At 48.4% G+C, this 22,638-nt stretch carries 23 protein-coding genes; 6 read left to right on the plus strand and 17 right to left on the minus strand.

From position 1 onward, the window contains the following. Window positions 1-73 precede the first annotated feature (73 nt). The 3 genes from DBY95_RS01455 (at window position 74) to kdsA (ending at window position 2,994) form a co-directional block, all read left to right on the plus strand. A complete protein-coding gene (locus DBY95_RS01455; RefSeq protein WP_101755538.1) occupies window positions 74-1,615 on the plus strand; it encodes a YdgA family protein in 1,542 nt (513 codons plus the stop codon). Window positions 1,616-1,693: 78 nt separating this feature from the next. Then, window positions 1,694-2,077, plus strand: a complete 384-nt coding sequence (panD, locus tag DBY95_RS01460; RefSeq protein ID WP_003678944.1) for an aspartate 1-decarboxylase — start codon at window positions 1,694-1,696, stop codon at window positions 2,075-2,077. A 74-nt stretch (window positions 2,078-2,151) separates the two neighbouring features. After that, window positions 2,152-2,994, plus strand: coding sequence for a 3-deoxy-8-phosphooctulonate synthase (gene kdsA, locus DBY95_RS01465; protein WP_107723130.1), 843 nt, complete (start codon window positions 2,152-2,154; stop codon window positions 2,992-2,994). Between the two features lie 57 nt (window positions 2,995-3,051). Here kdsA and mutL read toward each other — a convergent pair whose 3' ends face one another. From mutL to DBY95_RS01495, 6 genes are all read right to left on the minus strand, one after another. After that, window positions 3,052-5,028, minus strand: coding sequence for a DNA mismatch repair endonuclease MutL (gene mutL, locus DBY95_RS01470; protein ID WP_107723131.1), 1,977 nt, complete (start codon window positions 5,026-5,028; stop codon window positions 3,052-3,054). A gap of 36 nt (window positions 5,029-5,064) precedes the next feature. Then, on the minus strand, window positions 5,065-5,547 hold the full coding sequence (locus DBY95_RS01475) for a GNAT family N-acetyltransferase (RefSeq protein ID WP_003678948.1): 483 nt from the start codon (window positions 5,545-5,547) through the stop codon (window positions 5,065-5,067). Window positions 5,548-5,619: 72 nt separating this feature from the next. Continuing rightward, window positions 5,620-6,756 (minus strand): 5-(carboxyamino)imidazole ribonucleotide synthase, encoded by a 1,137-nt coding sequence (locus tag DBY95_RS01480; RefSeq protein ID WP_107723132.1) that lies wholly within the window; start codon window positions 6,754-6,756, stop codon window positions 5,620-5,622. A gap of 83 nt (window positions 6,757-6,839) precedes the next feature. Beyond that, a complete protein-coding gene (locus tag DBY95_RS01485) occupies window positions 6,840-7,409 on the minus strand; it encodes an RNA 2'-phosphotransferase (RefSeq protein WP_107723133.1) in 570 nt (189 codons plus the stop codon). A gap of 43 nt (window positions 7,410-7,452) precedes the next feature. Continuing rightward, a complete protein-coding gene (gene trpE / locus DBY95_RS01490; RefSeq protein WP_107723134.1) occupies window positions 7,453-8,928 on the minus strand; it encodes an anthranilate synthase component I in 1,476 nt (491 codons plus the stop codon). A 135-nt stretch (window positions 8,929-9,063) separates the two neighbouring features. Next, complete coding sequence (locus DBY95_RS01495; protein ID WP_107723135.1) at window positions 9,064-9,441, minus strand: hypothetical protein; 378 nt, start codon at window positions 9,439-9,441, stop codon at window positions 9,064-9,066. 136 nt (window positions 9,442-9,577) lie between these two features. Here DBY95_RS01495 and DBY95_RS01500 point away from each other — a divergent pair, with 136 nt between their 5' ends. Further along, entirely contained in the window at window positions 9,578-10,198 is a 621-nt protein-coding gene (locus tag DBY95_RS01500; RefSeq protein ID WP_107723136.1) for a Smr/MutS family protein, read from the plus strand. A gap of 50 nt (window positions 10,199-10,248) precedes the next feature. Here DBY95_RS01500 and DBY95_RS01505 read toward each other — a convergent pair whose 3' ends face one another. The 6 genes from DBY95_RS01505 to dnaB all read right to left on the minus strand — a co-directional run bounded on the left by DBY95_RS01505 (window position 10,249) and on the right by dnaB (window position 15,095). Next, window positions 10,249-10,737: a PilX family type IV pilin gene (locus tag DBY95_RS01505; protein ID WP_107723137.1), complete on the minus strand. Its 489-nt coding sequence runs from the start codon at window positions 10,735-10,737 to the stop codon at window positions 10,249-10,251. 4 nt (window positions 10,738-10,741) lie between these two features. After that, the gene (locus tag DBY95_RS01510) at window positions 10,742-11,287 is read right to left on the minus strand and encodes a pilus assembly PilX family protein (RefSeq protein WP_107723138.1); all 546 of its coding nucleotides are present in this window, start codon (window positions 11,285-11,287) and stop codon (window positions 10,742-10,744) included. Then, window positions 11,266-12,201: a PilW family protein gene (locus DBY95_RS01515; protein ID WP_107723139.1), complete on the minus strand. Its 936-nt coding sequence runs from the start codon at window positions 12,199-12,201 to the stop codon at window positions 11,266-11,268. Before DBY95_RS01515 ends, DBY95_RS01510 begins: the two co-directional genes overlap by 22 nt. Before the next feature lie 2 nt (window positions 12,202-12,203). Then, the gene (pilV, locus tag DBY95_RS01520; protein ID WP_199903842.1) at window positions 12,204-12,851 is read right to left on the minus strand and encodes a type IV pilus modification protein PilV; all 648 of its coding nucleotides are present in this window, start codon (window positions 12,849-12,851) and stop codon (window positions 12,204-12,206) included. A 12-nt stretch (window positions 12,852-12,863) separates the two neighbouring features. Continuing rightward, complete coding sequence (locus tag DBY95_RS01525; RefSeq protein WP_107723141.1) at window positions 12,864-13,532, minus strand: GspH/FimT family pseudopilin; 669 nt, start codon at window positions 13,530-13,532, stop codon at window positions 12,864-12,866. A gap of 156 nt (window positions 13,533-13,688) precedes the next feature. Beyond that, window positions 13,689-15,095, minus strand: coding sequence for a replicative DNA helicase (dnaB, locus tag DBY95_RS01530; protein ID WP_036490624.1), 1,407 nt, complete (start codon window positions 15,093-15,095; stop codon window positions 13,689-13,691). 154 nt (window positions 15,096-15,249) lie between these two features. Between dnaB and DBY95_RS01535 the strand changes: the two genes are divergently transcribed. Both DBY95_RS01535 and DBY95_RS01540 read left to right on the plus strand, forming a co-directional pair. Beyond that, window positions 15,250-15,831 (plus strand): superoxide dismutase, encoded by a 582-nt coding sequence (locus DBY95_RS01535; protein WP_107723142.1) that lies wholly within the window; start codon window positions 15,250-15,252, stop codon window positions 15,829-15,831. 223 nt (window positions 15,832-16,054) lie between these two features. Then, window positions 16,055-17,596: an L-lactate MFS transporter gene (locus DBY95_RS01540; RefSeq protein ID WP_107723143.1), complete on the plus strand. Its 1,542-nt coding sequence runs from the start codon at window positions 16,055-16,057 to the stop codon at window positions 17,594-17,596. Window positions 17,597-17,654: 58 nt separating this feature from the next. Here the strand turns inward: DBY95_RS01540 and DBY95_RS01545 are convergent, their stop codons facing one another. Genes DBY95_RS01545 through rlmN form a run of 5 tightly spaced genes read right to left on the minus strand, consistent with a single transcriptional unit; the run spans window position 17,655 to window position 22,538 of the window. Next, window positions 17,655-18,500: a DUF817 domain-containing protein gene (locus DBY95_RS01545; protein ID WP_107723144.1), complete on the minus strand. Its 846-nt coding sequence runs from the start codon at window positions 18,498-18,500 to the stop codon at window positions 17,655-17,657. Between the two features lie 33 nt (window positions 18,501-18,533). Then, complete coding sequence (gene ispG / locus DBY95_RS01550) at window positions 18,534-19,799, minus strand: flavodoxin-dependent (E)-4-hydroxy-3-methylbut-2-enyl-diphosphate synthase (protein ID WP_070734804.1); 1,266 nt, start codon at window positions 19,797-19,799, stop codon at window positions 18,534-18,536. 1 nt (window position 19,800) lies between these two features. After that, a complete protein-coding gene (locus DBY95_RS01555) occupies window positions 19,801-20,685 on the minus strand; it encodes a helix-turn-helix domain-containing protein (protein ID WP_107723145.1) in 885 nt (294 codons plus the stop codon). Further along, entirely contained in the window at window positions 20,686-21,441 is a 756-nt protein-coding gene (gene pilW / locus DBY95_RS01560) for a type IV pilus biogenesis/stability protein PilW (protein ID WP_003683469.1), read from the minus strand. It abuts the gene before it with no gap. A gap of 8 nt (window positions 21,442-21,449) precedes the next feature. Then, window positions 21,450-22,538: a 23S rRNA (adenine(2503)-C(2))-methyltransferase RlmN gene (rlmN, locus tag DBY95_RS01565; RefSeq protein ID WP_107723146.1), complete on the minus strand. Its 1,089-nt coding sequence runs from the start codon at window positions 22,536-22,538 to the stop codon at window positions 21,450-21,452. Window positions 22,539-22,638 lie beyond the last annotated feature (100 nt).

Below are 22,638 nucleotides of genomic sequence, written 5' to 3' on the forward strand. Positions count from 1 at the left end.
CTGAAACGGCGGATAAGACAAAACAGCTAAAAAATGCTATGCTTTACGCTTTGAACCTAATCTGTTTGAAGTGATGAAAAAGTATCTTATCCCGACTGCCGCCGTCGTTGTCGCCGCTGCGCTCGGCACGCCTTATTATCTTGGTGTCAAAGCGGAAGAAAGCCTGACCGAGCAACAAAAGCTGTTGCAGGAATCCGGTTTCCTGACCGTTGAGTCCCACCAATACGATCGCGGCTGGTTCAGTTCAACCGAGACGACCGTCATCCGCCTCAAACCGACCCTGCTTCAAAATACGCAAAAATACCTGCCGGACAATTTGAAAACCGTCCTGCAAGAGCCGATTACGGTCGTCAACCACGTAACACACGGCCCGTTTGCCGGCGGCTTCGGTACGCGTGCCCATGTGGAAACCGAGTTCCAATACCATCCGGAAACCAAAAAAGTTTTAGACCGCTTCTTCGGCCAGCAAACGCCGTTGACCATGACCAATACGGTTTACCTTTCCGGCGACGGCAAACTCAGCCTCAATATTCCCGCCTTCGATTATGAAGAGCTTTCCGGTATCAAGCTCAACTGGAAAGGCTTTAGCGGCAATACCGATTACAGCCAAGGCTTCAAAAGCTATCGCCACGATTACCTTGCGCCGTCTTTACAAGTCAAATTGGCCGACAAAGGCGATGTGTCTTTGGAAAACCTGCGCTTCCAATCCGAGACGGAAGACGGCCTGACCAAGCTTGCTTTGGGCAAGAGCAGCATTACGCTGGATAAATTCCTGCTGCAATGGAAAGAAAACATCGATTACAACGTTAAGTTGAATGAGTTGGTCAACCTTGTGACCAACCTGCAAATCGGTGCATTTATCAATCCGACCGGCACGATTGCTCCGTCTAAAATCGAAGTCAACAAACTGCGTTTCGATACCCAGACCAGCGAAGTCGATAAATTCATCAACAGTGAAGGCCGCTTCCAATTTGAAAGCCTGACTTATGGCGAAGACAAATACGGCCCTCTGGACATCAATGTCGCTGCTGAGCATTTGGATGCGGCATCACTTTTGGCATTGAAAAACAAAATTGCCGAAGTGTCCGTGAAGAAAATGAGCGAAGAAGAAATTCAGGCTTCCTTGATTCAGACGGCCAAAAACGAGGCTTCGGGCCTGTTTACCAATAATCCGGTTTTGAACGTCAAAACCTTCAAATTCACCATGCCTCATGGTGATGTCGATGTCAGCGGCAAACTCGCGTTTAAAGGTTTGACGGCCAAAGACCTCAACAGCCTGGGCGATATGCTGAAAAAAACCGAAGCCGACTTCAACATGAGCGTACCGCAAAAATTGTTGGAACAACTCGCCGTCAACCAAGCAAGCAGCCTGTTTAGCGTCAATGCCGAAGATGAAGCCGCAGGCCGTGCCAGCATCGACGATATCAACGAGACCTTGCGCCTGATGGTGGACAGCACCATTAAAAGCATGGCAAGTGAGAAATATCTGACCTTAGAAAACGATAATGTCAAAACCCATCTGACTCTGCAAAACAGCGAGTTGAAATTAAACGGAAAAGTTCTTCAAAGCGACCCGGAACCCGAGTTTGACGAATCAGACTTTCCCAATAACTAATCCTCAATCACACAAACAGCGGTTTTAACTTCCCGGAAGTTAAAACCGCAAATCAACCCACAATCAAAAAGGAAACCCATGTTCCGTACCATGCTCGGCGGCAAAATCCACCGTGCCACCGTTACCGAAGCCGACCTCAACTACGTCGGCAGCATTACCGTTGACCAAGACCTACTGGATGCGGCAGGTATTTGCGTTAACGAAAAAGTCGCCATCGTCAACAATAACAACGGCGAACGTCTTGAAACATACACCATCCCCGGCGAACGCGGCAGCGGTGTCGTTTGCCTCAATGGCGCGGCCGCGCGTTTGGTTCAAAAAGGCGACATCGTAATTATCATGTCTTACGTTATGTTGTCCGAGCCTGAAATTGCAGCGCATGAGCCGAAAGTCGTCCTCGTCGATGAGAACAATAAAATCCGCGACGTGATTTCTTATGAGCCGCCGCACACCGTGTTGTAATATTCAAACAAAGGCCGTCTGAAACGTTTCAGACGGCCTGTTTCCCAAATTCAACTTATCTGAAAGGCTTTGCCGTGAATATCCAAATCAACAACATCACCGTCAGCAACGATGCGCCCTTTACCCTTTTCGGCGGCATCAATGTCCTTGAAGACCTTGACTCTACGCTGAAAGCCTGTGAGCAATACGTTAAAGTAACTAATAAACTCGGCATCCCTTACGTGTTCAAAGCCTCTTTCGACAAGGCAAACCGCTCTTCCATCCACTCTTTCCGCGGTGTGGGTTTGGACGAAGGTATGAAGATTTTTCAAGCGGTGAAACGCGAGTTTAACGTTCCCGTGATTACCGACGTTCACGAGCCTTACCAATGCCAACCGGTTGCCGAAGTCTGCGATGTCATCCAGCTGCCAGCCTTCTTGGCACGCCAAACCGATTTGGTGGTGGCAATGGCGAAAACCGGCAATGTCATCAACATCAAAAAGCCGCAATTCCTCAGCCCGTCTCAAATGAAAAACATTGTGGAGAAATTCCAAGAAGCAGGCAATGAGCAAATCATTTTGTGTGAACGCGGCGCAAATTTCGGCTACGACAATTTGGTGGTCGATATGCTCGGCTTTGGCGTGATGAAAAAAACGTGTAACAACCTGCCCGTTATTTTTGACGTTACCCATTCCCTGCAAACGCGTGAATCCGGCGCTGCTGCGTCAGGCGGCCGTCGCGCCCAAGTATTGGACTTGGCGCTTGCCGGTATGGCAACCCGATTGGCCGGTTTGTTTCTCGAATCCCATGCCAATCCCGACCAAGCCAAATGCGATGGCCCAAGCGCATTGCCGCTTGCCCAATTGGAAGATTTCCTGACCCGTGTTAAAGCAATCGATGAAACCGTGAAATCGTTTGCGCCTATGGATATTCGTTAAGGGCAAATAAGTTAAAAGGCCGTCTGAAAGCATTTTCAGACGGCCTTTTTATCGGCGTTACTGTCCGCGTAAAAACAACGCATCCAATTCTTTTAAAGTCAGTTTGACCCAAGTCGGACGGCCGTGGTTGCACTGGTTGCTGCGCGGTGTGTTTTCCATATCGCGCAGGAGTGCGTTCATTTCGGGCAAAGTCAGTTGGCGGCCGGCGCGGACTGAGCCGTGGCAGGACATGGTGGCGAGGATGTGGTTTTCGTGTTCCTCGATGGTTTGGCTACTGCCGACTTGGGCGAGTTCGCCCAATACATCTTTAGCCAGCGAAACAACGTCGGCTTTGCCGAGCATAGCGGGAACTGCACGGACGGCAAGGGTATTGCCGCCCATGTCGGACAATTCCAAGCCAAAGCCTGCCAGCATTTCGGCATGATCGGCAAGAGCGGCGCATTCTTCGTGGGATGCGGCAAAGGTTACGGGAATAAGCAGGCGTTGGCTTTGCAGGTTGCCGTTTTCCTGACGTTGGCGTTTCATTTTCTCGTAGTTGACGCGTTCGGCAGCGGCGTGCATATCGATGAGCAACAGGCTCTCTTCTGCTTGGGCAAGGATGTAGATGCCTAGTAATTGGGCAATGGCAAAGCCGAGCGGCGGTAATTCGGATTGGGAGGGAAGGCCGTCTGAAAGCGGCGTATCTGTTTTGGGAATAGGCGTTTCAGACGGCATATTGCCGAAACGTGCCTGCTCGAATTGGCTCAACTCAAGGTCAATGTCGTCGGTTTTTTTGTAGAGTTCGGCATAAGTATTCATGGCCGCGCGGCTTTCGCGCAGGGACAGGCTGCGTTGCTGCGGCGCGCGTGCGGCTTGGTAAGGCATGGGCGCGGTTTTGCCTGATGAGCCAAAGGCATTGCGTGTATTGGATTTGTTGCCTGTCGGGTAGTTGGATGTGCTATCAAACAGATTTTCGCTGTTGTTTTCAGACGGCATTGGTGCAGGCGTAACGCCGGTAATGTCATGCAACACTTCGCCTGCGTTGCTGACGCTTTCGGTCAAGTCGGCGCGCGTGTCGGCAAGGGCTTTGTTGAGCGTGTGGAACACGAGTTGGTGCACCTGTTGGCTGTCTCGGAAGCGGATTTCGGTTTTGGTCGGGTGGACGTTGACATCCACGGCTTCGGGCGGCAGATCGAGAAAGAGGACGAAAGCAGGCGTCAGCGCGTTGTGCAATACGTCGCGGTATGCCTGCTTGACGGCATGGAGCATGACTTTGTCGCGCACGAAGCGATGGTTGACGAAGCAGTATTGTTTGTCGGTTTTGCCTTTGGCGAAAGTCGGTTTGGCAATCGCGCCATAGAGCCGCAGCGCGCCGTTGCCGCTGTCGATTTCTAAGGATGCTGCCTGAAAGTCTTCGCCGACAATGGCGGCTATGCGTTCGTGCAGGCTTTGGGCGGGGAATTTGAACACTTGTTTGCCGTCGCGTTTGAGCGAGAAGGCGATGTGCGGATGCGCCAGCGCGAGGCGTTCGAGCATGGTGGCGCAGTGGGCGTATTCGGTGTTTTCGGATTTGAGGAACTTGCGCCGCGCGGGGGTGTTGAAGAAGAGTTCGGCGGCTTCGATGGTGGTGCCGACAGGGTGGGCGGCGGCGGTGGGGCTGCTGAGTTTGCCATCTTCGGCTTTGACTTGGGTTGCATGCGTGCTGTCTTCTTGACGGCTGGTCAGGGTCAGGCGGCTGACGGAGGCGATACTGGCCAAACCTTCGCCGCGAAAGCCCATGCTGGCAACGTGTTCCAAATCGTTTAAGGTTTTGATTTTGCTGGTGGCGTGGCGGTGTAGTGCAAGCTCGATGTCGTCCGGATGGATACCGCTGCCGTTGTCGCTGACGCGAATCAGGCGGATGCCGCCGCCGGCCAGCTCGACATCAATCGCCGTCGCGCCTGCATCGATGCTGTTTTCAACGATTTCTTTCAAGGCGTTGGCAGGACGTTCGACCACTTCGCCGGCGGCGATTTGATTGACAAGATGGTCGGGCAGGGCGGCAATTCGGGACATCGGTTTCTTTCAAAAAAGCAACGGAGGAAGAGAAAATTACAGGTATTTGCGCATCAATTCGCATTCGACGCGGACGGTTTTGTTCAGCTGCAACACGGCAGTACCGAGCGACTCGTAACGGTTGAGGCGATAAAAAGGCACGGAATTGAGCGAAGCATACAGTTTGAGAAAGCTGAGACCTGCATTTCGTGCCATTTCTTCGGCGCGGCTGAGTAGGGCCGTACCCAAGCCGAGATTGTGGAAGAGCGGATGGACGTATAAGGCGTCCAGTTGCGCTTCTTTGAAATCGACTTGGAAGAAACCTTGAATCAGCCCTTTGTATTCGACCACCCACAAAGCTTTGTTTTTATCGGAGATGGTTTCCAAATAGCTGTTGATGTCGAGCAGACTTTCCCATGTGTGCATAATGGTTTCATCGTAACTGCGGATGCAGGCGTATTGAACGGCATGCAGATGGGCGTTGTGTATGGCTTGGCAGTCTTTTTCGGTTGCCGGACGGAGGATGGTCAGAAGGCTCATGGCGGATGGTCGGAAAAATTGATTTCAGACGGCCTTTGGTAATCAAAGGCCGTCTGAAAAAAGTGGGTAAGGTTACAGGCTTTGATGTAAGGTTTGTGCGGTTTGGAACGCGTTGTCCGCATCATTGGCCAAGACGGTAAAGTGGCCCATTTTTCGACCTTTGCGCGCGGCTTTTTTACCGTAAAGATGCAGATGTGCATTCGGGTTACTTTGCAGCGGCAGCCATTCGGGGTCGCCGCCGTCTTCCTTCCAAACGTCGCCCAAAATATTCGCCATACAGCAAGAGCTCAGTAATTTGGTATCAGCCGGAGGCAGGTTGCACATCAGGCGGACCTGTTGCTGGAATTGGTCTGCCGCACAGGCGTCGATGGTATGGTGGCCGGAATTGTGCGGACGCGGGGCGATTTCGTTGACGACCAATTCATGCGTGTCGCCGACAACAAACATTTCTACTGCCAATACGCCGACGTAGTTCAATTCATCGGCCAAACGCTGCGCCATTTGTCGTGCCTGTTGCTGAATGTCGACACTCAGTCGGGCCGGGACGATGGAGTAGGCGAGGATACCGTTTTCGTGAATATTTTCGGCAGGGTCGAAAGTTTGCACGTTGTCATTGTTCAGACGGCATACGATAACGGAAATTTCGCCGCGCAAATCCACCATTTTTTCCAAAACGCAATCCACGCCGCCGTGTTCGGCAAATGCGGCTTTGAGTTCATCCAATGTTTTTACGCGGATTTGGCCTTTGCCGTCGTAGCCCAAAGTAGCAGTTTTCAGGATGCCGGGCAGAAATTGTACGCTTTCTTCAGTGATGTCTTCGGTCTTGCAAACTGCTTGATACGGCGCGGTTTGCAGGCCTGCTTTGCGTATCCATGCCTTTTCCTGAATGCGGTTTTGCGCGATGGCAACGCAGTCGCCGCTGGGGGAAACATTGGTATGTTTGGCGAGAAAACGCATCGCGTCGGCATTGACGTTTTCAAACTCGGTCGTAACAGCCGCGCATTTTGCCAATTCTTCCAAAGCTGCTTCATCATCAAACGGCGCGCATAAATGACGGTCGGCAAATTCCGCTGCCGGCGCATTCGGGTCGGGATCGAGTACAGTTACTTTGTAGCCCATGGTTTTGGCAGCAACAGTAAACATTCTGCCTAATTGTCCGCCGCCAAGAATGCCGAGCATAGCAGGAGGGAGGATGGGGGATGTGTTCATGGATAATCGCTTTATGAAGAAATTGGGTAGGGTGTTTGCAGACCGTCTGAAAATGGTTTTACAGCTTCAGACGGCCTGATGTTTTAAAGTTTGCCGATAAATTGCGGCGGAACGTTTTCAGTTAACCATACGCCGTTGTCCGCCAAATAAAATTGATGTCCTGCCGCAAGCATGGCGACAGTGTCGATGGTCAATACAAGCGGCTTGCCGTGTCGGGAGCCGACGTTGACGGCTGTTGTAGCATCGGCAGACAGATGGACAAAATGGCGCGAGGCAGAATGCAGGCCTTGTTCCAAAATAGACGAAACAGAGCGTTCAGCCGTACCGTGATACAAAATCTGAGGAGGCGTTGCCACTTTGTGTTCGACCTGAACTTGTGCCGTCGAATGACCTTGTGCCGCACGGATGCGTTTGCCGTCTTCAGAAAGGGTAAACCTTTTTTTATCGTTGTTTTCGACCACTTCCAACAATACTTCATAGGTCAGCGGATTGCCCGTAAAGCCGCGATCAGGATGGTTTACCTGCGTCAGTAAGGTATTAATATCCACCCAGCCGTCTTTATCCAAAGTAATACCAATTTGCTCAGGATGGTGGCGCAAGATGAAGCTGAGGAATTTGCTGATGGATTTTAGTTGTTTTTCGTTTAGTATCATAATCTTGTTGTTTAGTCATTTCAGAGCGCAGGCCGTCTGAAAATTATTTATCCAATCCTTCTTGCACCATTTGCGCTGCGCGGATTACTGCCCGGGCTTTGTTTTGGGTTTCCTGCCATTCGGATGTTGGGTCGGAATCAGCAACTACACCTGCGCCGCTTTGGACGAAGAGGGTATTGTTTTTAATCACGGCAGTACGGATGGCGATGGCCAAGTCCATGTCGTTGTTGAAACTCCATACGCCGACGGCGCCGCCGTAGATGCCGCGTTTGCTCGGCTCGACTTCTTCGATGATTTCCATGGCGCGGACTTTGGGAGCGCCGGAAAGCGTGCCTGCAGGGAAGGTGGCGGCAAGGATGTTCATGTTGGTCATGCCGTCTTTCAGACGGCCTTCGACGTTAGAGACGATGTGCATCACATGGGAGTATTTTTCAATCACCATTTTGTCGGTGACTTTGACTTCGCCGGTTTTACTGATACGGCCGACGTCGTTGCGTCCTAAGTCAATCAACATGACGTGTTCGGCAATCTCTTTGGCATCGCTCAGCAGGTCTTGCTCGTTGGCGAGGTCTTCGGCTGGTGTTTTGCCGCGCAGGCGTGTGCCGGCGATAGGGCGGACGATGACATCGTCGCGTTCGCGGCGGACGAGGATTTCGGGCGAAGAGCCGACAATATGGAAATCGCCGAAATCGTAGTAGAACATGTATGGCGATGGGTTCAGCGTACGCAGGGCGCGGTAGAGGGCAAGCGGATTGTCGGTAAATTCCATGCTCATGCGTTGGCTGGGGACGACCTGCATGCAGTCGCCTGCAAAGATGTAGTCTTTGATTTTGTTGACACAGGCTTTGAAGGGTTCTTCGCCGAACTCGCTGACTGCTTGGGTTTGCTTGCTGCCGAGGGAAAGCGGGATGGCGCAACTTTGGCGTAACTGGGTACGGATGTCTTCAAGACGTTCGCGTGCGCGTTCGTAGCCGTTGGCTTGAGACGGATCGGCATAAACAATCAGATAGATTTTGCCGCTTAGATTATCCACTACCGCAAGCTCTTGCGAGAGCATCAGGAGGATGTCGGGCGTACCGAGCGGATCGGCTTTAGCAGTATGTTTCAGGCGGTGGGAAAAATGTTCGAAATTATAGATGGTTTCATAACCGAAATAGCCGACCAGGCCACCTGTAAAGCGCGGCAGGCTTGGGATTTCGGGCGTTTTGAAGCGGTTGTGGAAGGCTTCGATAAAGGGTAGGGGATTACCGTCGTGTTGTTCGATGATTTCGCCGTTTTGATACACATCGACATGTTTGCCGCTGGTTTTGAGATAATGGCTGCAAGGCAGGCCGATAAAGGAATAGCGGCCGAAGCGTTCTCCACCGACAACGGATTCGAGCAGGTAGGTGAAAGGCTTGTTGGCAAGTTTTAGGTAGATTGAGAGCGGTGTGTCCAAGTCGGCAAGCAGCTCTTGAACGAGTGGAATGCGGTTGTAACCTTGTGCGGCTTGGGCTTGGTATTCTTGTTTGCTGATCATCTTGATAAGTCTTTCAGACGGCCTGTGTTAGGGTGTTAAATCGTGTGAAGAGTATAGCATTTTATTGGGATTGTTGACAGTCTGAGCGTTATGTCAAATATGGAAAACGCCGTCTGAAAAAGACGGCGCGAGGTATCAGGCAAGGGTATTGGAAATTTTGTTTTTCCGGCTTCGTTTCCACTTGAAGATATAAGCGGCAACAACGGGAATCAAGGCGATAATGGATTTGAATGTCCAGCCTGAATACCATGTGCCTTCGGGAACATCGCTTGCAAGCCAAGTGAAGTATGGCCACCAGCAGGCAACTAGGCTGCCGAGGAACAGCGGCCAAATATGACGGCTTAAGTTGCGCTGCCATAAAAGGAAACAGATGGCTGCCCAAACGAAAGTCAGTACGGTAATCAGGAGGATGGTGTAGGCATCTGAAATTAGGATGGCGGCAAAGTAGTAGCTGAGTGCGACCCATAATAGGGCAAGTATCAAGACGATGATTTCTTCTGGGCGTTTAAACATATTTTCTCTCTTTTATAAGACTGGCAATGCGTTAATACTATACCCTAAACAAGAAGCGATGATAAGAGTCTTTCAGACGGCCTTGTAGCCGGGTTTGCTATAATGTGCGCAATCAATTTTTTGGAAAGGACAAACCATGACGGCAAACTTTCAAGAAACGCTGAAGGCTTTGGGCAAACAGGCGAAAAAGGAAGCTGCGGAGCGGGAAGCGGAAGCGAAGGCTAAAAAGCAGGCAGAAGATGTGGATTTCAGCAAGGCGGTTGGTAAGGTTACGCCGTTAAAAAATGCCGGTAATTATTATGAACAGCCCCGTGATAAATCTCCGATCAAGCCGCGCCCCAAAGAAATGGCGACTTTGGAGCAGGAAGATTATTTTTATGTGGGCAGCGGCGGCTGGGAAGAACCGCCGGCTTCGTTCAGTAAAAACGGGCAGGGTAAAAATGATTTGATGCGTTTGCGAAACGGCCATTATCCTGTTGTGGCGGATGTGGATTTGCATGGCTATACGCAGGAAGAAGCGCAACAGGTATTGAACGAATTTATCGAGTTCACGAAAAAACGCGGCGTTTGCGGCGAAATTGTCCACGGTAGCGGCTTGGGTTCTTCAGGCTATAAACCGGTTTTAAAAAATATGACGCGCCGCTGGTTGATGCAGCATCCTGATGTGTTGGCTTATGTCGAGCCTCGACAAGGCAATGATGGCGCAGTCAGGATTTTGTTAAAACGCCAACGCCGAGACGATGATTGGAAGCAGTAAAATAAAAAAGCAGTGTCAGTAAGATGACACTGCTTTTTATGTTTGTCAGACTAAGAAGATTTCTTTTTGGAAACCGATTCGCAACCTTTGCCATTGGTCATTGTAGTTTTGGGATGTTTGGCAGAATCAATATCAGTACATTTGTAAGCATTGCCCAAACTATCCATCCAAACAGAAAGGGTATAGCCTTTTTTTGTGGGAATGGCTTTCAAAAGATAGGCCCGGCTTTTATTGGCATCAATCATTTCAGCAGAGTATTCATATTTGTCTGCCAAGTCTTTATGGCCTTTATATGAGGAAATAAATGTATCTAATTCTTTTTTAATCCTATCAGTTTTCCACTTTGGATTTTTAACCATCTGGTTTTTAAAAGCGGAATTGATGGCGACTAACTCGGCATGCGCTTGTGATTGGTGGCCGCGTTCAATGTAGCGGTTGTAAGAGGGAATGGCAATGATGCCCAGAATGGCTAAGATGGTGACGGCAATCATCATCTCAACCAGCGTAAAGCCTAGTTGTTTGGTAGAGGTGGTATTCATTATATTATTCGCTGGCAACGTAAGACTGAAGAACGACTTGGGTATTGGCATTCTTACCCCATGCTTTGGCGGTAACGCGGTAGGTGATTCGGCCTTCAGTAGTTTTACTTAAATATTCGATGATGTAGCGGGGATTGTTTGCGATGCCGCTTTTTTTATCTAAAGGATATTCCGTACCATTGGTGTCAATACACAGGTTTTTGTCGCATTTGCGCTTCCAAGCATCTACGGTTGGGCTACCTTCTTCAGTAAAATCGCCATTGGATTTGACGTTTGGCGTGGAACATAAACCTTTTTCACATTTTGCGGTAAAAGTAGTCTTTTTACCTTCAATATCAAAAATTTGATTTTCACCTTCACGCAGTGCCGCTTCGGCTAGGGTGGTTGCCAGTTTGCGGTCGGCATCATTGGTGCTGATACGCTGTTCAGTATTGTAGGACTGGGTGGCTGTGACCACGAGCAGGGCGATGACGACCATCATCATTAAAACGATAAACAAAGCATAGCCCTGCTGCCGGTTAGGTTTGATTAGAGTGATCGGTCGGCGCATACATTTCCTCCGCGGATGGTGGCATTAATATTGTAGATATCAACTTTATTGTCTTGTTCTTTCGATGGGTCAATACTGCCGTTATTCAGTACGATTTGGATAGAAGCCGGAGACTTAGCCTCAGCTGAGATATCCAATGCGTTTTTGTAATCAAATGATTCTGTATTTACTCCGCTGGCAGATGCATTTTCAGAATCATGACATTCTGCATAGATATAGTGGATATCCATGGTTGTAATGCCTTTAATCAACAGCTGCGGATTACTCCATGAACCATCATTTGATAATTGGAAACGGAACAAACCGCTCTCTTCACCAAGTTTACCGACAGCGTAGGCAATCATTTCATGTTTCATGATGGCGATACTGCCATTTTGATCAGGGTCGGTAATTTTCAAAGCTGTTTTTGCCGCATCTAAATCTTTAATTTCTGTTTGAGGTTTGGCAATGCCGAAACAGCTGCTGACAATAGCAGTTTTTGCAGCAGGGTTTGCTTTGTCGATTCCATATTGAAACAGCAGGGCTTTGCCGGTTTGAGCAAAACCTGCGTAGCCTAATTTATTGATTTCTTTAACTGGTAACAGCTTATTTACACCAGCTGTTTTCAATGTGTATTCATCCGAGCTTTTGTCTTCTATCACTGCAGAGGCAGGAAAATTCGACATATTGAAGCAGCCGAAATTGCCTGCCATACGCGCATCACGGACGATCATATTGGCGGTGTTACGCAAATCTTGTTGGATACCGATACGTGTGTTGGCAGATTTGTTCAATCCGCGTGCAGTAAAGTAGGTGGAGCTGACAGCCATTAAGACGATCATGCTGAGCAGGCTGGCAACCAGAAATTCAAGGATGCTGAAGCCGCGAATGGCGGTTTTATTGGGAATATGATTGAGTAAGCGTTTATTGTTCATTGTTAGTCTCTTACGCGTGATTGGTAGGTATAGACAACGTGATGCCCCGATGTGTTGAGATTTTTTGCTCTATTTTCTTCTTCGACATCTTGCAACCATAAAACTTTAACGATGGTTGTGTCGCCTTTGCCATCGCATTTTGCGTTAAACCCATTTTCGTAAGTCGGCTCTGCACCGGAAGAATCTTTGCAGATGGTCGAGAAGACTTGGGCTTCGGGAAGGGCTTTGTCTAAGTCGGCTTTAAACTGTGCAATTTGAGCCTGTGCAAGTTGAGTTTTGTTCATTTTGGCTTCAAATTTCGCAGTTTGTTTAGAGTCGGATTTTAGGTAGGCATCATAGGATTTTTTATAACGGGAGGTTTTTTCCCCTGCAGTATCGGTTTCTTCAGAGAGCGTCGGATTAATGAGCATGCCTTCAATCAGATTTTGCGTAATTTGGGCAACTGTGGTTTGATTTTCAGACTCACGCACGTTGGATACGGTACGTAATTGAACAGCTAAAAGGGCGAGCACACCGATGGCAAGGACAAACATGGCAATCAAAACTTCAATCAGGGTCATACCAGATTGAAGTTTTGGGGTAAAGCTTGTTGAGCTTGTTTTCAGACGGCCTTTAAATGATCTGAGATGAGTAGGATTAGTAATGTTCATAAGATACCGTTGTTATTCTTTGGAAGAGTATTCGCATATTTTGCGCTCATCGTTTTTAGCACAGATTTCGACATGCCCATTACCATTGATTAAAAGTACGGTAGCACGGGCTTTCTTGGTTTCAGCATCGGCGGCGGATTTATCCGTCAGGCTGATTTTGATGTGGCCGTCTGAAAATTGATAATTCTTTCCATCGGTTGAATGGCCAAATGTACCATTTGGTAGGAATCTCCACCAGACTTCTTTTGAAGCTGAGGTCGAGAGGGCAGAACGGTCATTGCTGATAGGGATGTAGTTGAAGCTGTATTCCACTTTGTCAGTATCTCCATTAAGGATAATGGAGCGGACGGATAAATCGACTGTATCGTTTTTATAGTTGGAATCTCCGTTTTTATCGGCGTAGGCCAACATACCATTACCGGCATATTTGGAATCGCAACCATTATTGGGCGAGCCATCGGATTTGATTTTGACCGGGCAGATGTAAACGGGAAGATTGAGACGGACGGCCTCATTTCGCGCGAAGCGCAGCAGATTGGCAATTTGCTCTGCTTGCGATGCTGCACGTCTGGAGGCAATCCATTGATTCATATTGGGAAGTGCGATGACGGCCATTACTGCTGCAATAGTAATGACGATCAGCAACTCAATTAGGGTGAAGCCTTTTTGTGTCTGATACATGAGTGATTTTTGGTAGTAATGTGTTGGGTAACTGACGTTTTCTCTTTTGCATTTGCCTGTGGCAATGCTTTTGCTTTTATTAGATTAATTCTAAACGATTTTGTAATGCGTGACTAATGAAATATGAAATTCGGTTAGTTTTTCAGACAATCTGTCTCAATCTTCCATCAACATGGATTCTGGAACATAGGCAGCATTATCAAATTTGGTAAATTGACCCATCCAAGTGAGGAATACTTTCCCGACGGGACCGTTACGGTGTTTACCGATAATACATTCCGCCAAGCCTTTTGCGGGTGATTCTGAGTTGTAGTATTCATCACGATACATGAACATAATCAAGTCGGCATCTTGTTCGATTGCGCCGGACTCGCGCAAGTCGGACATCATCGGGCGTTTGTCGGTACGCTGCTCAACTGTACGGCTCAACTGCGACAGGGCAATGACGGGAACTTGCAATTCTTTAGCCAATGCTTTGAGGGAGCGGGAAATTTCGCCAAGCTCGGAAGCGCGGTTGTCAGAACGGCCGGAGCCTGACATTAATTGCAGGTAGTCGATGACGATCAAGCCCAATTTGCCGTTGAACTGGCGCGCAAGACGGCGGGCGCGAGCGCGCAGTTCGAGCGCGGTCAAACCCGGAGTTTCATCGATATACATGGGTGCATCGGAGAGTTTAACGACCGCCTCGTTCAGACGGCCCCAGTGTTCGTCTTGCAATCTGCCGGTTTTTAAAACGCTTTGATCCAAACGTCCTACCGAACCCAGCATACGCATAACCAGCTGCGCACCACCCATCTCCATCGAAAATACGGCGACAGGCAGCTTGCCCTCTACGGCAACGTGTTCTGCAATGTTGATGGAAAAGGCAGTTTTACCCATGGAAGGACGGCCTGCGACGATGATCAAATCGCCCGGTTGAAGGCCTGATGTTTTTTTGTCGAGGTCGATAAAACCAGTCGATATACCGGTTACTTCATCAGGATTGTCGCGCGAATAAAGCATATCGATGCGCTCGACCACTTCTTTCAAAAGATCGGGCATCTCAAGAAAGCCTTGTTTGGATTTGGCGGTACTTTCGGCGATTTGGAATACTTTGTTTTCTGCCTCGTCCAAAAGTTGACCTGCATCGCGCCCTTGCGGATTGTAGGCGCTGCGTGCAATTTCCGTACCGACTTCGGCAAGCTGGCGCATGATGGAACGTTCGCGCACGATTTCGGCGTAGCGGCGGATATTGGCTGCGGATGGTGTGTTTTGCGCCAGCGTAATCAGATAGTTGAATCCGCCTGCCGCTTCCAATTCTTCATTGCGTTCCAAACTTTCTTGAACGGTAATGACGTCGGCAGGGCGGCTTTCGTTAATCAGGTTGGCAATGGCACGAAAAATCAGGCGGTGTTCGTGGCGGTAGAAATCTTCGCCGGAAACGACATCGGCAATACGGTCCCAAGCAGAATTTTCCAGCATCAGGCCGCCCAATACGGATTGCTCCGCTTCGGTGGAATGTGGCGGCAGTGACAATGCGCTGATTTCACGGTCTTCAGACGGCATATCGGAATAATTGCTCATGACGGGCATCTCTGGCTGGAAAATTGCAATCCACTATTATAGCGCAGTGTAAGTTCAATTGGTTTGTTTAGGCTAAAGCAGGTAAAATAGCAATGTTGTCGATTTGACAACACACACTACCAAAATATAAATATCAATAATTAGGAGCATAAAAATGGAACACAAGCTGCCACAATTGCCTTATGAACTGGATGCGTTATCCCCCCATCTGACCAAAGAGACTTTGGAGTTCCACTACGGCAAACACCATCAAACTTACATCACCAATTTGAACAATCAAATCAAAGACACTGAGTTTGAAGAAATGCCTTTGGAAGAAATCGTGAAAAAATCTTCCGGCGGTATGTTCAACAACGCTGCCCAAACTTGGAACCACACTTTCTACTGGCTGGGCTTTACCCCTAAAGGTCAAGGCAAACCTGCCGGTGAATTGGCTGCGGCCATCGACGCCAAATGGGGCAGCTTCGAGAAATTCCAAGAAGCGTTCAATGCTTGCGCGGCTGGTACTTTCGGCTCAGGTTGGGCATGGTTGGTGAAAACGCCTGCCGGTGAATTGGATCTGGTTTCTACTTCCAATGCAGGTACTCCGCTGACTACTGAAAACACTCCGCTGTTGACTTGCGACGTATGGGAACACGCTTACTACATCGACTACCGCAACAGCCGTCCTAACTACCTGAAAGGTTTCTGGGAAATCGTTAACTGGGATGAAGTTGCCAAACGCTTCGCCGCATAAAACGATATGAATGAAAAGGCCGTCTGAAGAATTTTCAGACGGCCTTTTTGTCGATATGGGTGTGAAGAAATGGTTTAGATGAATGTTTTTTCTGTTTGATGCGCAAAATTATCATGGAGCAGAAAAAAGGATAAAGGGGAGATTATGCTAAAATATTGTCAACAATTTTTTGGTTCCGCATGATATGGAATCAGCGTTTGACACACATAGACAAGAGGATTTTATGAAATTTCTAGACCGTGAGGCGACCATTGCCAAACCCGGCTTTAATCGTTGGCTGGTACCGCCTGCCGCTTTGGCCGTGCATCTTGCCATCGGGCAGATATACGCTTATTCCGTGTTCAATGCGCCGCTGACCAAGCTTATCGGTATTACTGAGTCGGCTGCAGGAGATTGGAAGCTGACCACGGTTGGTTGGATTTTCAGTATTGCCTTGGCGATGTTGGGCGCATCTGCCGCTATGTTCGGTACTTGGATGGAACGCGTTGGGCCGCGTAAGGCGATGTTTGTTGCAGCCTGCTGCTTCAGCTTGGGCTTTTTTGTATCGGCGATCGGCGTTCATACGCACAATCTGTTTTTGCTTTATTTGGGCAACGGTGTGATTGGTGGGGTTGGTTTGGGCTTGGGCTATATCGGGCCTGTATCGACTTTGATGAAATGGTTTCCCGATAAACCGGGTATGGCGACAGGCTTGGCGATTATGGGCTTTGGTGGCGGCGCGATGTTGGCCTCGCCTTTATCCGTGTCGCTGATGAATTTTTTCTCCAGTGAAACTTCAGTTGGCGTAGCGCAGGCTTTTGTCGTTTTAGGATTGTTTTATTTGGTGTTGATGATGTTCGGCGCGTTTACGATCCGTGTACCTGCCGATGGCTGGAAACCTAAAGGTTATGTTGCGCCGAAAAACAAAAGCAAATTGGTCAGCAGTAATCATGTCAATGTTTCACAAGCCATGAAAACGCCGCAATTCTGGCTCTTGTTTTGGGTATTGTGTTTGAATGTAACGGCCGGTATTGGTGTGTTGGGACAGGCTTCCGTCATGATTCAGGAGCTGTTTTCTGAAACTTCTGTCGGTAAACAGGCTGCCGTTGGTGCGGGTGCGGCGGCAGGTTTTGTGAGTCTGTTGAGCCTGTTTAATATGGGCGGCCGTTTTTTGTGGTCCAGTGTGTCCGACAAAATTGGCCGTAAAAATACTTATACTATTTTCTTTGTACTCGGCTCGCTGTTGTATTTTGCCATTCCGTCTATTGGCGATAGCGGTAACAAGGCTTTGTTTGTTATTGGTTTCTGCGTCATCATTTCCATGTATGGCGGCGGTTTTGCAGCCATTCCGGCGTATTTGAAAGATTTGTTCGGCACTTATCAAGTCGGGGCAATACACGGCAGGATTTTGCTGGCATGGTCAACTGCGGCTGTTATTGGCCCGGTGTTGGTCAACTATATCCGCCAAAGTCAAATTGAAAGCGGTGTTCCGGCTGCTGAAGCTTATAGCATTACCATGTATATTATGGCGGGTTTGTTGATTGTCGGTTTGCTGTGTAACTTGAGTGTTCGTTCGGTTCATGAAAAGCATCATGAGAAAAACATTAAAGTAGCGGCACATAGCCGCAATCCCGATGATGAAACCGCTGTATCCGATGCCTATCTGATTAGCAAAAAAGTATCAGCGGGCGGTATCGGTGTATGGTGGCGTTGGGCTTTAGTCTGCGTTCCTTTGGGCTATGGTGTCATTATGGTGTTTGTTAAAGCCTTAAGTTTGTTTAATTGATTACTGAAAATTAAAGGCCGTCTGAAAGTTTCAGACGGCCTTTTCAAATGTTAAATAACTAATCTTTCGATACGCTGATGGTATGTTTGATGTGTTTTAAATTCGCAACGATGGTAAAAGTCATCATCACCAGTAAAGCCCATGAACTCCATTTGCTGATGTGTACCGATGCCCATGCGCCGATTTGGTTGGGATAGCGCCAAACGCCGAAAAGGGTTCCCAAATTTTCCGCCAGCCAAATGAAAAATCCGATCAGGACAAAAGCGAGCAGGAGCGGCATTTTGCGAGTGGTGTCATAGGGCGTGTATAAGACCGTTGTCCGAGCGTATAGGCCGAGAGCAAAAGCAGCAAGATACCAGCGATAGTCGCCGATATAGTGATGGGTGAAAAAATTGATATAAATCGCCAGTGCGCACAAAGTACCCAACCAATATGGCGGATGGCTTTTGATTTTGAGGTCAAACAGCCGCCATGCTTGAATGATATAGCTGCCGACTGCGGCATACATAAAGCCCGCAAACAGTGGTACGCCGCCGATTTTGGTGTATGCCTCATCCGGATAGCTCCAAGACTGGATATCGCCTGAAGTCTTGAACCACTCTAAAGCAAAGCCCACCAAGTGAAACAGCGTAATCGATTTCACTTCATCCCAAGTTTCCAGCTTGAAATACAGCATGGCTGCTTGTACGGAGACGGCAAAAATCAGCAGCAGGTCGTAGCGTGAAATTCCCAACCAGCCTGTTTTCGGAATGAGGAACATGGCAATGAAAAACAAGCCTGCAAATAAGCAGGCTCGTGCTTCTTTCAAACCGAAAAACCAAAATTCAACAATAAAGCGTCGCCAACCATGCAAATCCTCGCGTTTAGGATGCTCAGTCAGCCAAGTATCCAGTTTGCCCAACATATTTTCAGACGGCCTCTTTATCTTGATAATGTTTTAGGCAGACTGAATCGGAATGACACGGTTTTGCTTACGTTTTGCGCCACCTTCGCAGTAGTTGGTTTTGACATAATCTTCAACAATTTGTAAAAACTCGGCAGCGATATTGTCGCCTTTGAGGGTAATTTTGCGTTCGCCGTCTACATAAACCGGCGCAACCGGAGTTTCGCCTGTACCTGGCAGGCTGATACCGATATCGGCAAGCTTGCTTTCGCCCGGGCCATTGACTACGCAACCCATTACGGCAACGTTCAATGATTCAACGCCTGGATATTCAGTGCGCCAAACAGCCATTTTTTGGCGTAAATAGTTTTGTACGTCTTGAGCCAACTCTTGGAATACGGTACTGGTGGTACGGCCGCAACCGGGGCAGGCTGTAACCATTGGCGTAAAGGAGCGCAAGCCCATGGTTTGCAGGATTTCTTGACCGACAATGACTTCTTGTGTGCGCGGGGAGCCGGGTTCGGGCGTAAGGGAAATTCGAATGGTGTCGCCGATGCCTTCTTGCAACAATACGGCCAGAGCTGCGGTGGAAGCCACAATGCCCTTGCTGCCCATGCCAGCCTCAGTCAGACCGAGATGCAGTGGGTAACGGCAACGGCTGCCTAATTCGCGGTAAACCTGAATCAAGTCTTGTACGGCGCTGACTTTGCACGACAAAATAATTTTGTCTTCAGGCAAGCCCAAAGCTACGGCTTTTTCTGCCGACTCCAGCGCCGAAACAATCAAAGCTTCTTTCATGATTTCTTCAGGCGGCTTCGGTGTAGCAGAAACTAGGTTGGCATCCATCATGCGCTTGGCAAGGCTTTGATCAAGCGAACCCCAGTTCACACCGATGCGTACAGCTTTATTGTTTTCTGCGGCAGTACGAATCATAAAGGCAAATTTTTCATCGCCTTTTGCACCTTTGCCGACATTGCCAGGGTTGATGCGGTATTTAGACAGGGCCTTGCCGCACTCAGGAAATTCGGCCAATAAGCGTTCGCCATTAAAATGGAAATCACCAATCAAAGGCGTGGTGTAGCCCATATCGTCTAAGCGGCTGCGGATTTCGGCTACTTTGGAAGCCGCTTCAGGAGTATTAACCGTGATACGGACCATTTCTGAGCCGGCATCGCTCAACTCTTTGACCTGTCGGGCGGTTGCTTCTGCATCTGCGGTGTCGGTATTGGTCATAGATTGCACAACAACGGGCGCATCGGAGCCGATGATGAGATGGTCAATTTTGACTTGATGTGTCTGACGGCGTTTAGGTGTGGTCATTTTAGTTTTTTCCTGCAACAAAAGAGGCGGATTTTTCACCGGCAACACGGTATTTCAAAGGTTCGATAGGTGTGCCGCCGTAATTGGCTTCCGAGCCGGCTGCAATACCGATCCAAACATTGTAAGGCGCGCCGCCTCTCAGACGTTGTTCGCTTCCGGCCGGAACGATACGGCTGAATACTACTTTTCCATCTTTGTCTGTAATAATCAGATTGCTTCGGTATTGGACTTTAATCCAAAGTTCGTCTTTCTCAACTTTGACGGCAGGCTTCTCATCTTGTACGACGGCGGAAGCTGCTGAGGTTGCTTGATCATTGGCCGTTTCAGGCTTATTGGTGATTTCTTTTTTGCCGTCTTCCGTCATTTCGCTAACGGCAACATTATCCGTTTTTAAGGCAGGCGTTTTCATCGTATCAGCAACATCTTTGCTGTTTTGAATATTTGCCTGCTCGTTTTCAAAACTGGATTTGCTTTGCCAAAAGTAAACACCGCCTACAGCCAAAGCCAATGCGGTTACTCCCAATATCCATTTGGGGAAGCCTTGCTTTTCAGTGTCTTTGTAGCTTAAGCCTGTGTTGGCACTGCGTGTTACCGCGTATACATGGTCTTCAAGTTGCGGAGTAATGGAGAGTAAATGTTTGGCGATGGTTTGTTCATCGATTTTCAGAAATCGTGCATATGAACGCAGATAGCCTGAAACAAAGACTAAACCGGGAAAGCCTGAATATTCCCCTTTTTCCAAAGCATCAATTTGTTCGGCAGATAGTTTCAAACGTGAAGCAACATCTTGAATATCGATTTTGGCATCAGTTCTGTGTTTGCGTAATTCATCCCCCAATGTTTTGGCGGCTTGTGTGTCGTAGTTGATTTTATCGTTATTTTCCATTTAGTGGCCTGTTGTGACGGTTTGTAGTTCGTCTGAATATGGGAAGTTTGCCCTAAGTTGGGCTTCGTATTCGTATGCGGCGTGTTTATTGCCCAAGGCGGTAGCCAAACGCCAGCCTAAGAGCAAATCGTCAGCCTGCAGGACATCGACTTTACTTTGGTATTGGCGGAAATAATAGTCGGCATCGTTGAGATTGCCTGCCATCATTTTGGTTCGGGCAAGTTCTTTGAAAGCAGGGAAGAATTGCGGATTCGCTGCTAAAGACCTTTCCAAATAGGCTTGGGCTAAAGAGTATTGGCCTAACCTTGCGCTGCAAATGCCTTTATTCATGTTGGCAATAAAGGGGCTCGGGTAGGTCGGGTCGGCCAGTGCTTTATCAAAATAAGCCATAGATTCGGCAGGTGCATTCATTTGATTGCATAAGAACCAACCGTAATTGTTGTTAACTTCAGCACTATCCGGTTTTAAAGACAATGCTTTAAGAAAGCTTTCCTGAGCTTTATCGCGGACTTTCAGATACTGATAAATTTCAGCGCGTACCAACCAAGCAATATCGTTTTTTGAATTGAATTTAAGCGCCTCTTCGATACTTTCGGTAGCTTGGCGATAGTTTTGGCCGCGCATATATTCTACGGCAAGCTGGGTTTTGATATTGGAAACCTGAATGGCACGTTCTTTGGGGCTTGGTCCGGAAGAGGATGCGCAGGCAGAAAGAGTCAGTGCGGTAAGTAAAGCGAATCCGAACTTGATTTTCATAATTAACCTTATTGTTCGACCAAAATTTGTTGCCATTTTTGTTGGCGGCGTGTTTTATCTTGTACTTGTCCGGCCAATTGTCCGCAAGCGGCATCAATATCGTCGCCGCGGGTTTTGCGGACAGTAACGACAAAGCCGGCTTGTTGCAGAATATCGCGGAAGATACGGATATTTTCATTGGTAGAACGTTCGTAGCCGGAATTTGGGAAAGGATTGAACGGAATCAGATTGAATTTGCAGGGTACGTCTTTAACCAATTCAATCAATTCACGCGCATGTTGTGCTTTATCGTTGATACCGTCGAGCATAACGTATTCAAAGGTAATAAAGTCACGGGGTGCTTTGACCAAATAACGTTGACAGGCCGCCATCAATTCTTTGAGCGGGTATTTTTTGTTGAGGGGAACAATCTGATCGCGCACTTCATCGTTGGATGCGTGTAAAGATACAGCCAAAGCAACAGGCATTGCATCACGCAGTCTGTCCATTTGTGGAACCATGCCCGAAGTGGAAACAGTCACGCGGCGACGGCTCAAGCCGTAGCCGTGATCATCCAGCATAATGCTCAAAGCAGTAACAACATTGTCAAAGTTTGCCATGGGTTCGCCCATGCCCATCATCACAACATTGGAGATAACGCGTTCATTTTTAGGGGTAACGCCCATGGCTTTATTGGCCCACCAAAGCTGACCGATGATTTCAGCGGCAGTCAGGTTGCGGTTGAAACCTTGTCGTCCGGTAGAGCAGAAGGTGCATTCCAATGCACAACCAACTTGGGAAGAGATACACAAAGTACCGCGGTCAGCCTCGGGAATGAAAACGGTTTCTACACCGTTGCCCGTGCCGACATCCAGCAACCATTTGCGTGTGCCATCAGTAGATTCTTGTGCCATCATTAATTTAGGCACCTCGATTGTGGCTTGTTCATTCAATTTGGCCCGCAATGATTTGGCCAAGTCAGTCATTTCTTCAAAGTTTTGTGCACCCGCTTGATGCATCCAACGCATTACCTGCTTGGCACGAAAAGGTTTTTCGCCCATTTCAGCAAAGTGTTGCGTCAGTCCGTTTAAATCGTAGTTCAGTAGATTGGTTTTCATGTATTTTTATGTTTCTCAGTAAAGCTTTTAAAGCAAAGGGGCTTATTGGGCAGCTTTGCTTTAAAAGCCTTTGGGTTTTCAGACGGCCTTTAATTTGTAG

Origin of the sequence: Neisseria subflava (genome assembly GCF_003044935.1) — a bacterium.
Taxonomy (GTDB): Bacteria; Pseudomonadota; Gammaproteobacteria; order Burkholderiales; family Neisseriaceae; genus Neisseria; species Neisseria subflava_E.

Excerpts from the sequence above, each read along its gene's own strand:
- DBY95_RS01455 (WP_101755538.1), top strand. The coding sequence starts at position 74 with ATGAAAAAGTATCTTATCCCGACTGCCGCCGTCGTTGTCGCCGCTGCG.
- panD (WP_003678944.1), top strand. The coding sequence starts at position 1,694 with ATGTTCCGTACCATGCTCGGCGGCAAAATCCACCGTGCCACCGTTACC.
- mutL (WP_107723131.1), bottom strand. The coding sequence starts at position 5,028 with ATGTCCCGAATTGCCGCCCTGCCCGACCATCTTGTCAATCAAATCGCC.
- DBY95_RS01475 (WP_003678948.1), bottom strand. The coding sequence starts at position 5,547 with ATGAGCCTTCTGACCATCCTCCGTCCGGCAACCGAAAAAGACTGCCAA.
- DBY95_RS01480 (WP_107723132.1), bottom strand. The coding sequence starts at position 6,756 with ATGAACACATCCCCCATCCTCCCTCCTGCTATGCTCGGCATTCTTGGC.
- DBY95_RS01485 (WP_107723133.1), bottom strand. The coding sequence starts at position 7,409 with ATGATACTAAACGAAAAACAACTAAAATCCATCAGCAAATTCCTCAGC.
- trpE (WP_107723134.1), bottom strand. The coding sequence starts at position 8,928 with ATGATCAGCAAACAAGAATACCAAGCCCAAGCCGCACAAGGTTACAAC.
- DBY95_RS01495 (WP_107723135.1), bottom strand. The coding sequence starts at position 9,441 with ATGTTTAAACGCCCAGAAGAAATCATCGTCTTGATACTTGCCCTATTA.
- DBY95_RS01500 (WP_107723136.1), top strand. The coding sequence starts at position 9,578 with ATGACGGCAAACTTTCAAGAAACGCTGAAGGCTTTGGGCAAACAGGCG.
- DBY95_RS01505 (WP_107723137.1), bottom strand. The coding sequence starts at position 10,737 with ATGAATACCACCTCTACCAAACAACTAGGCTTTACGCTGGTTGAGATG.
- DBY95_RS01510 (WP_107723138.1), bottom strand. The coding sequence starts at position 11,287 with ATGCGCCGACCGATCACTCTAATCAAACCTAACCGGCAGCAGGGCTAT.
- DBY95_RS01515 (WP_107723139.1), bottom strand. The coding sequence starts at position 12,201 with ATGAACAATAAACGCTTACTCAATCATATTCCCAATAAAACCGCCATT.
- pilV (WP_199903842.1), bottom strand. The coding sequence starts at position 12,851 with ATGAACATTACTAATCCTACTCATCTCAGATCATTTAAAGGCCGTCTG.
- DBY95_RS01525 (WP_107723141.1), bottom strand. The coding sequence starts at position 13,532 with ATGTATCAGACACAAAAAGGCTTCACCCTAATTGAGTTGCTGATCGTC.
- dnaB (WP_036490624.1), bottom strand. The coding sequence starts at position 15,095 with ATGAGCAATTATTCCGATATGCCGTCTGAAGACCGTGAAATCAGCGCA.
- DBY95_RS01535 (WP_107723142.1), top strand. The coding sequence starts at position 15,250 with ATGGAACACAAGCTGCCACAATTGCCTTATGAACTGGATGCGTTATCC.
- DBY95_RS01540 (WP_107723143.1), top strand. The coding sequence starts at position 16,055 with ATGAAATTTCTAGACCGTGAGGCGACCATTGCCAAACCCGGCTTTAAT.
- DBY95_RS01545 (WP_107723144.1), bottom strand. The coding sequence starts at position 18,500 with ATGTTGGGCAAACTGGATACTTGGCTGACTGAGCATCCTAAACGCGAG.
- ispG (WP_070734804.1), bottom strand. The coding sequence starts at position 19,799 with ATGACCACACCTAAACGCCGTCAGACACATCAAGTCAAAATTGACCAT.
- DBY95_RS01555 (WP_107723145.1), bottom strand. The coding sequence starts at position 20,685 with ATGGAAAATAACGATAAAATCAACTACGACACACAAGCCGCCAAAACA.
- pilW (WP_003683469.1), bottom strand. The coding sequence starts at position 21,441 with ATGAAAATCAAGTTCGGATTCGCTTTACTTACCGCACTGACTCTTTCT.
- rlmN (WP_107723146.1), bottom strand. The coding sequence starts at position 22,538 with ATGAAAACCAATCTACTGAACTACGATTTAAACGGACTGACGCAACAC.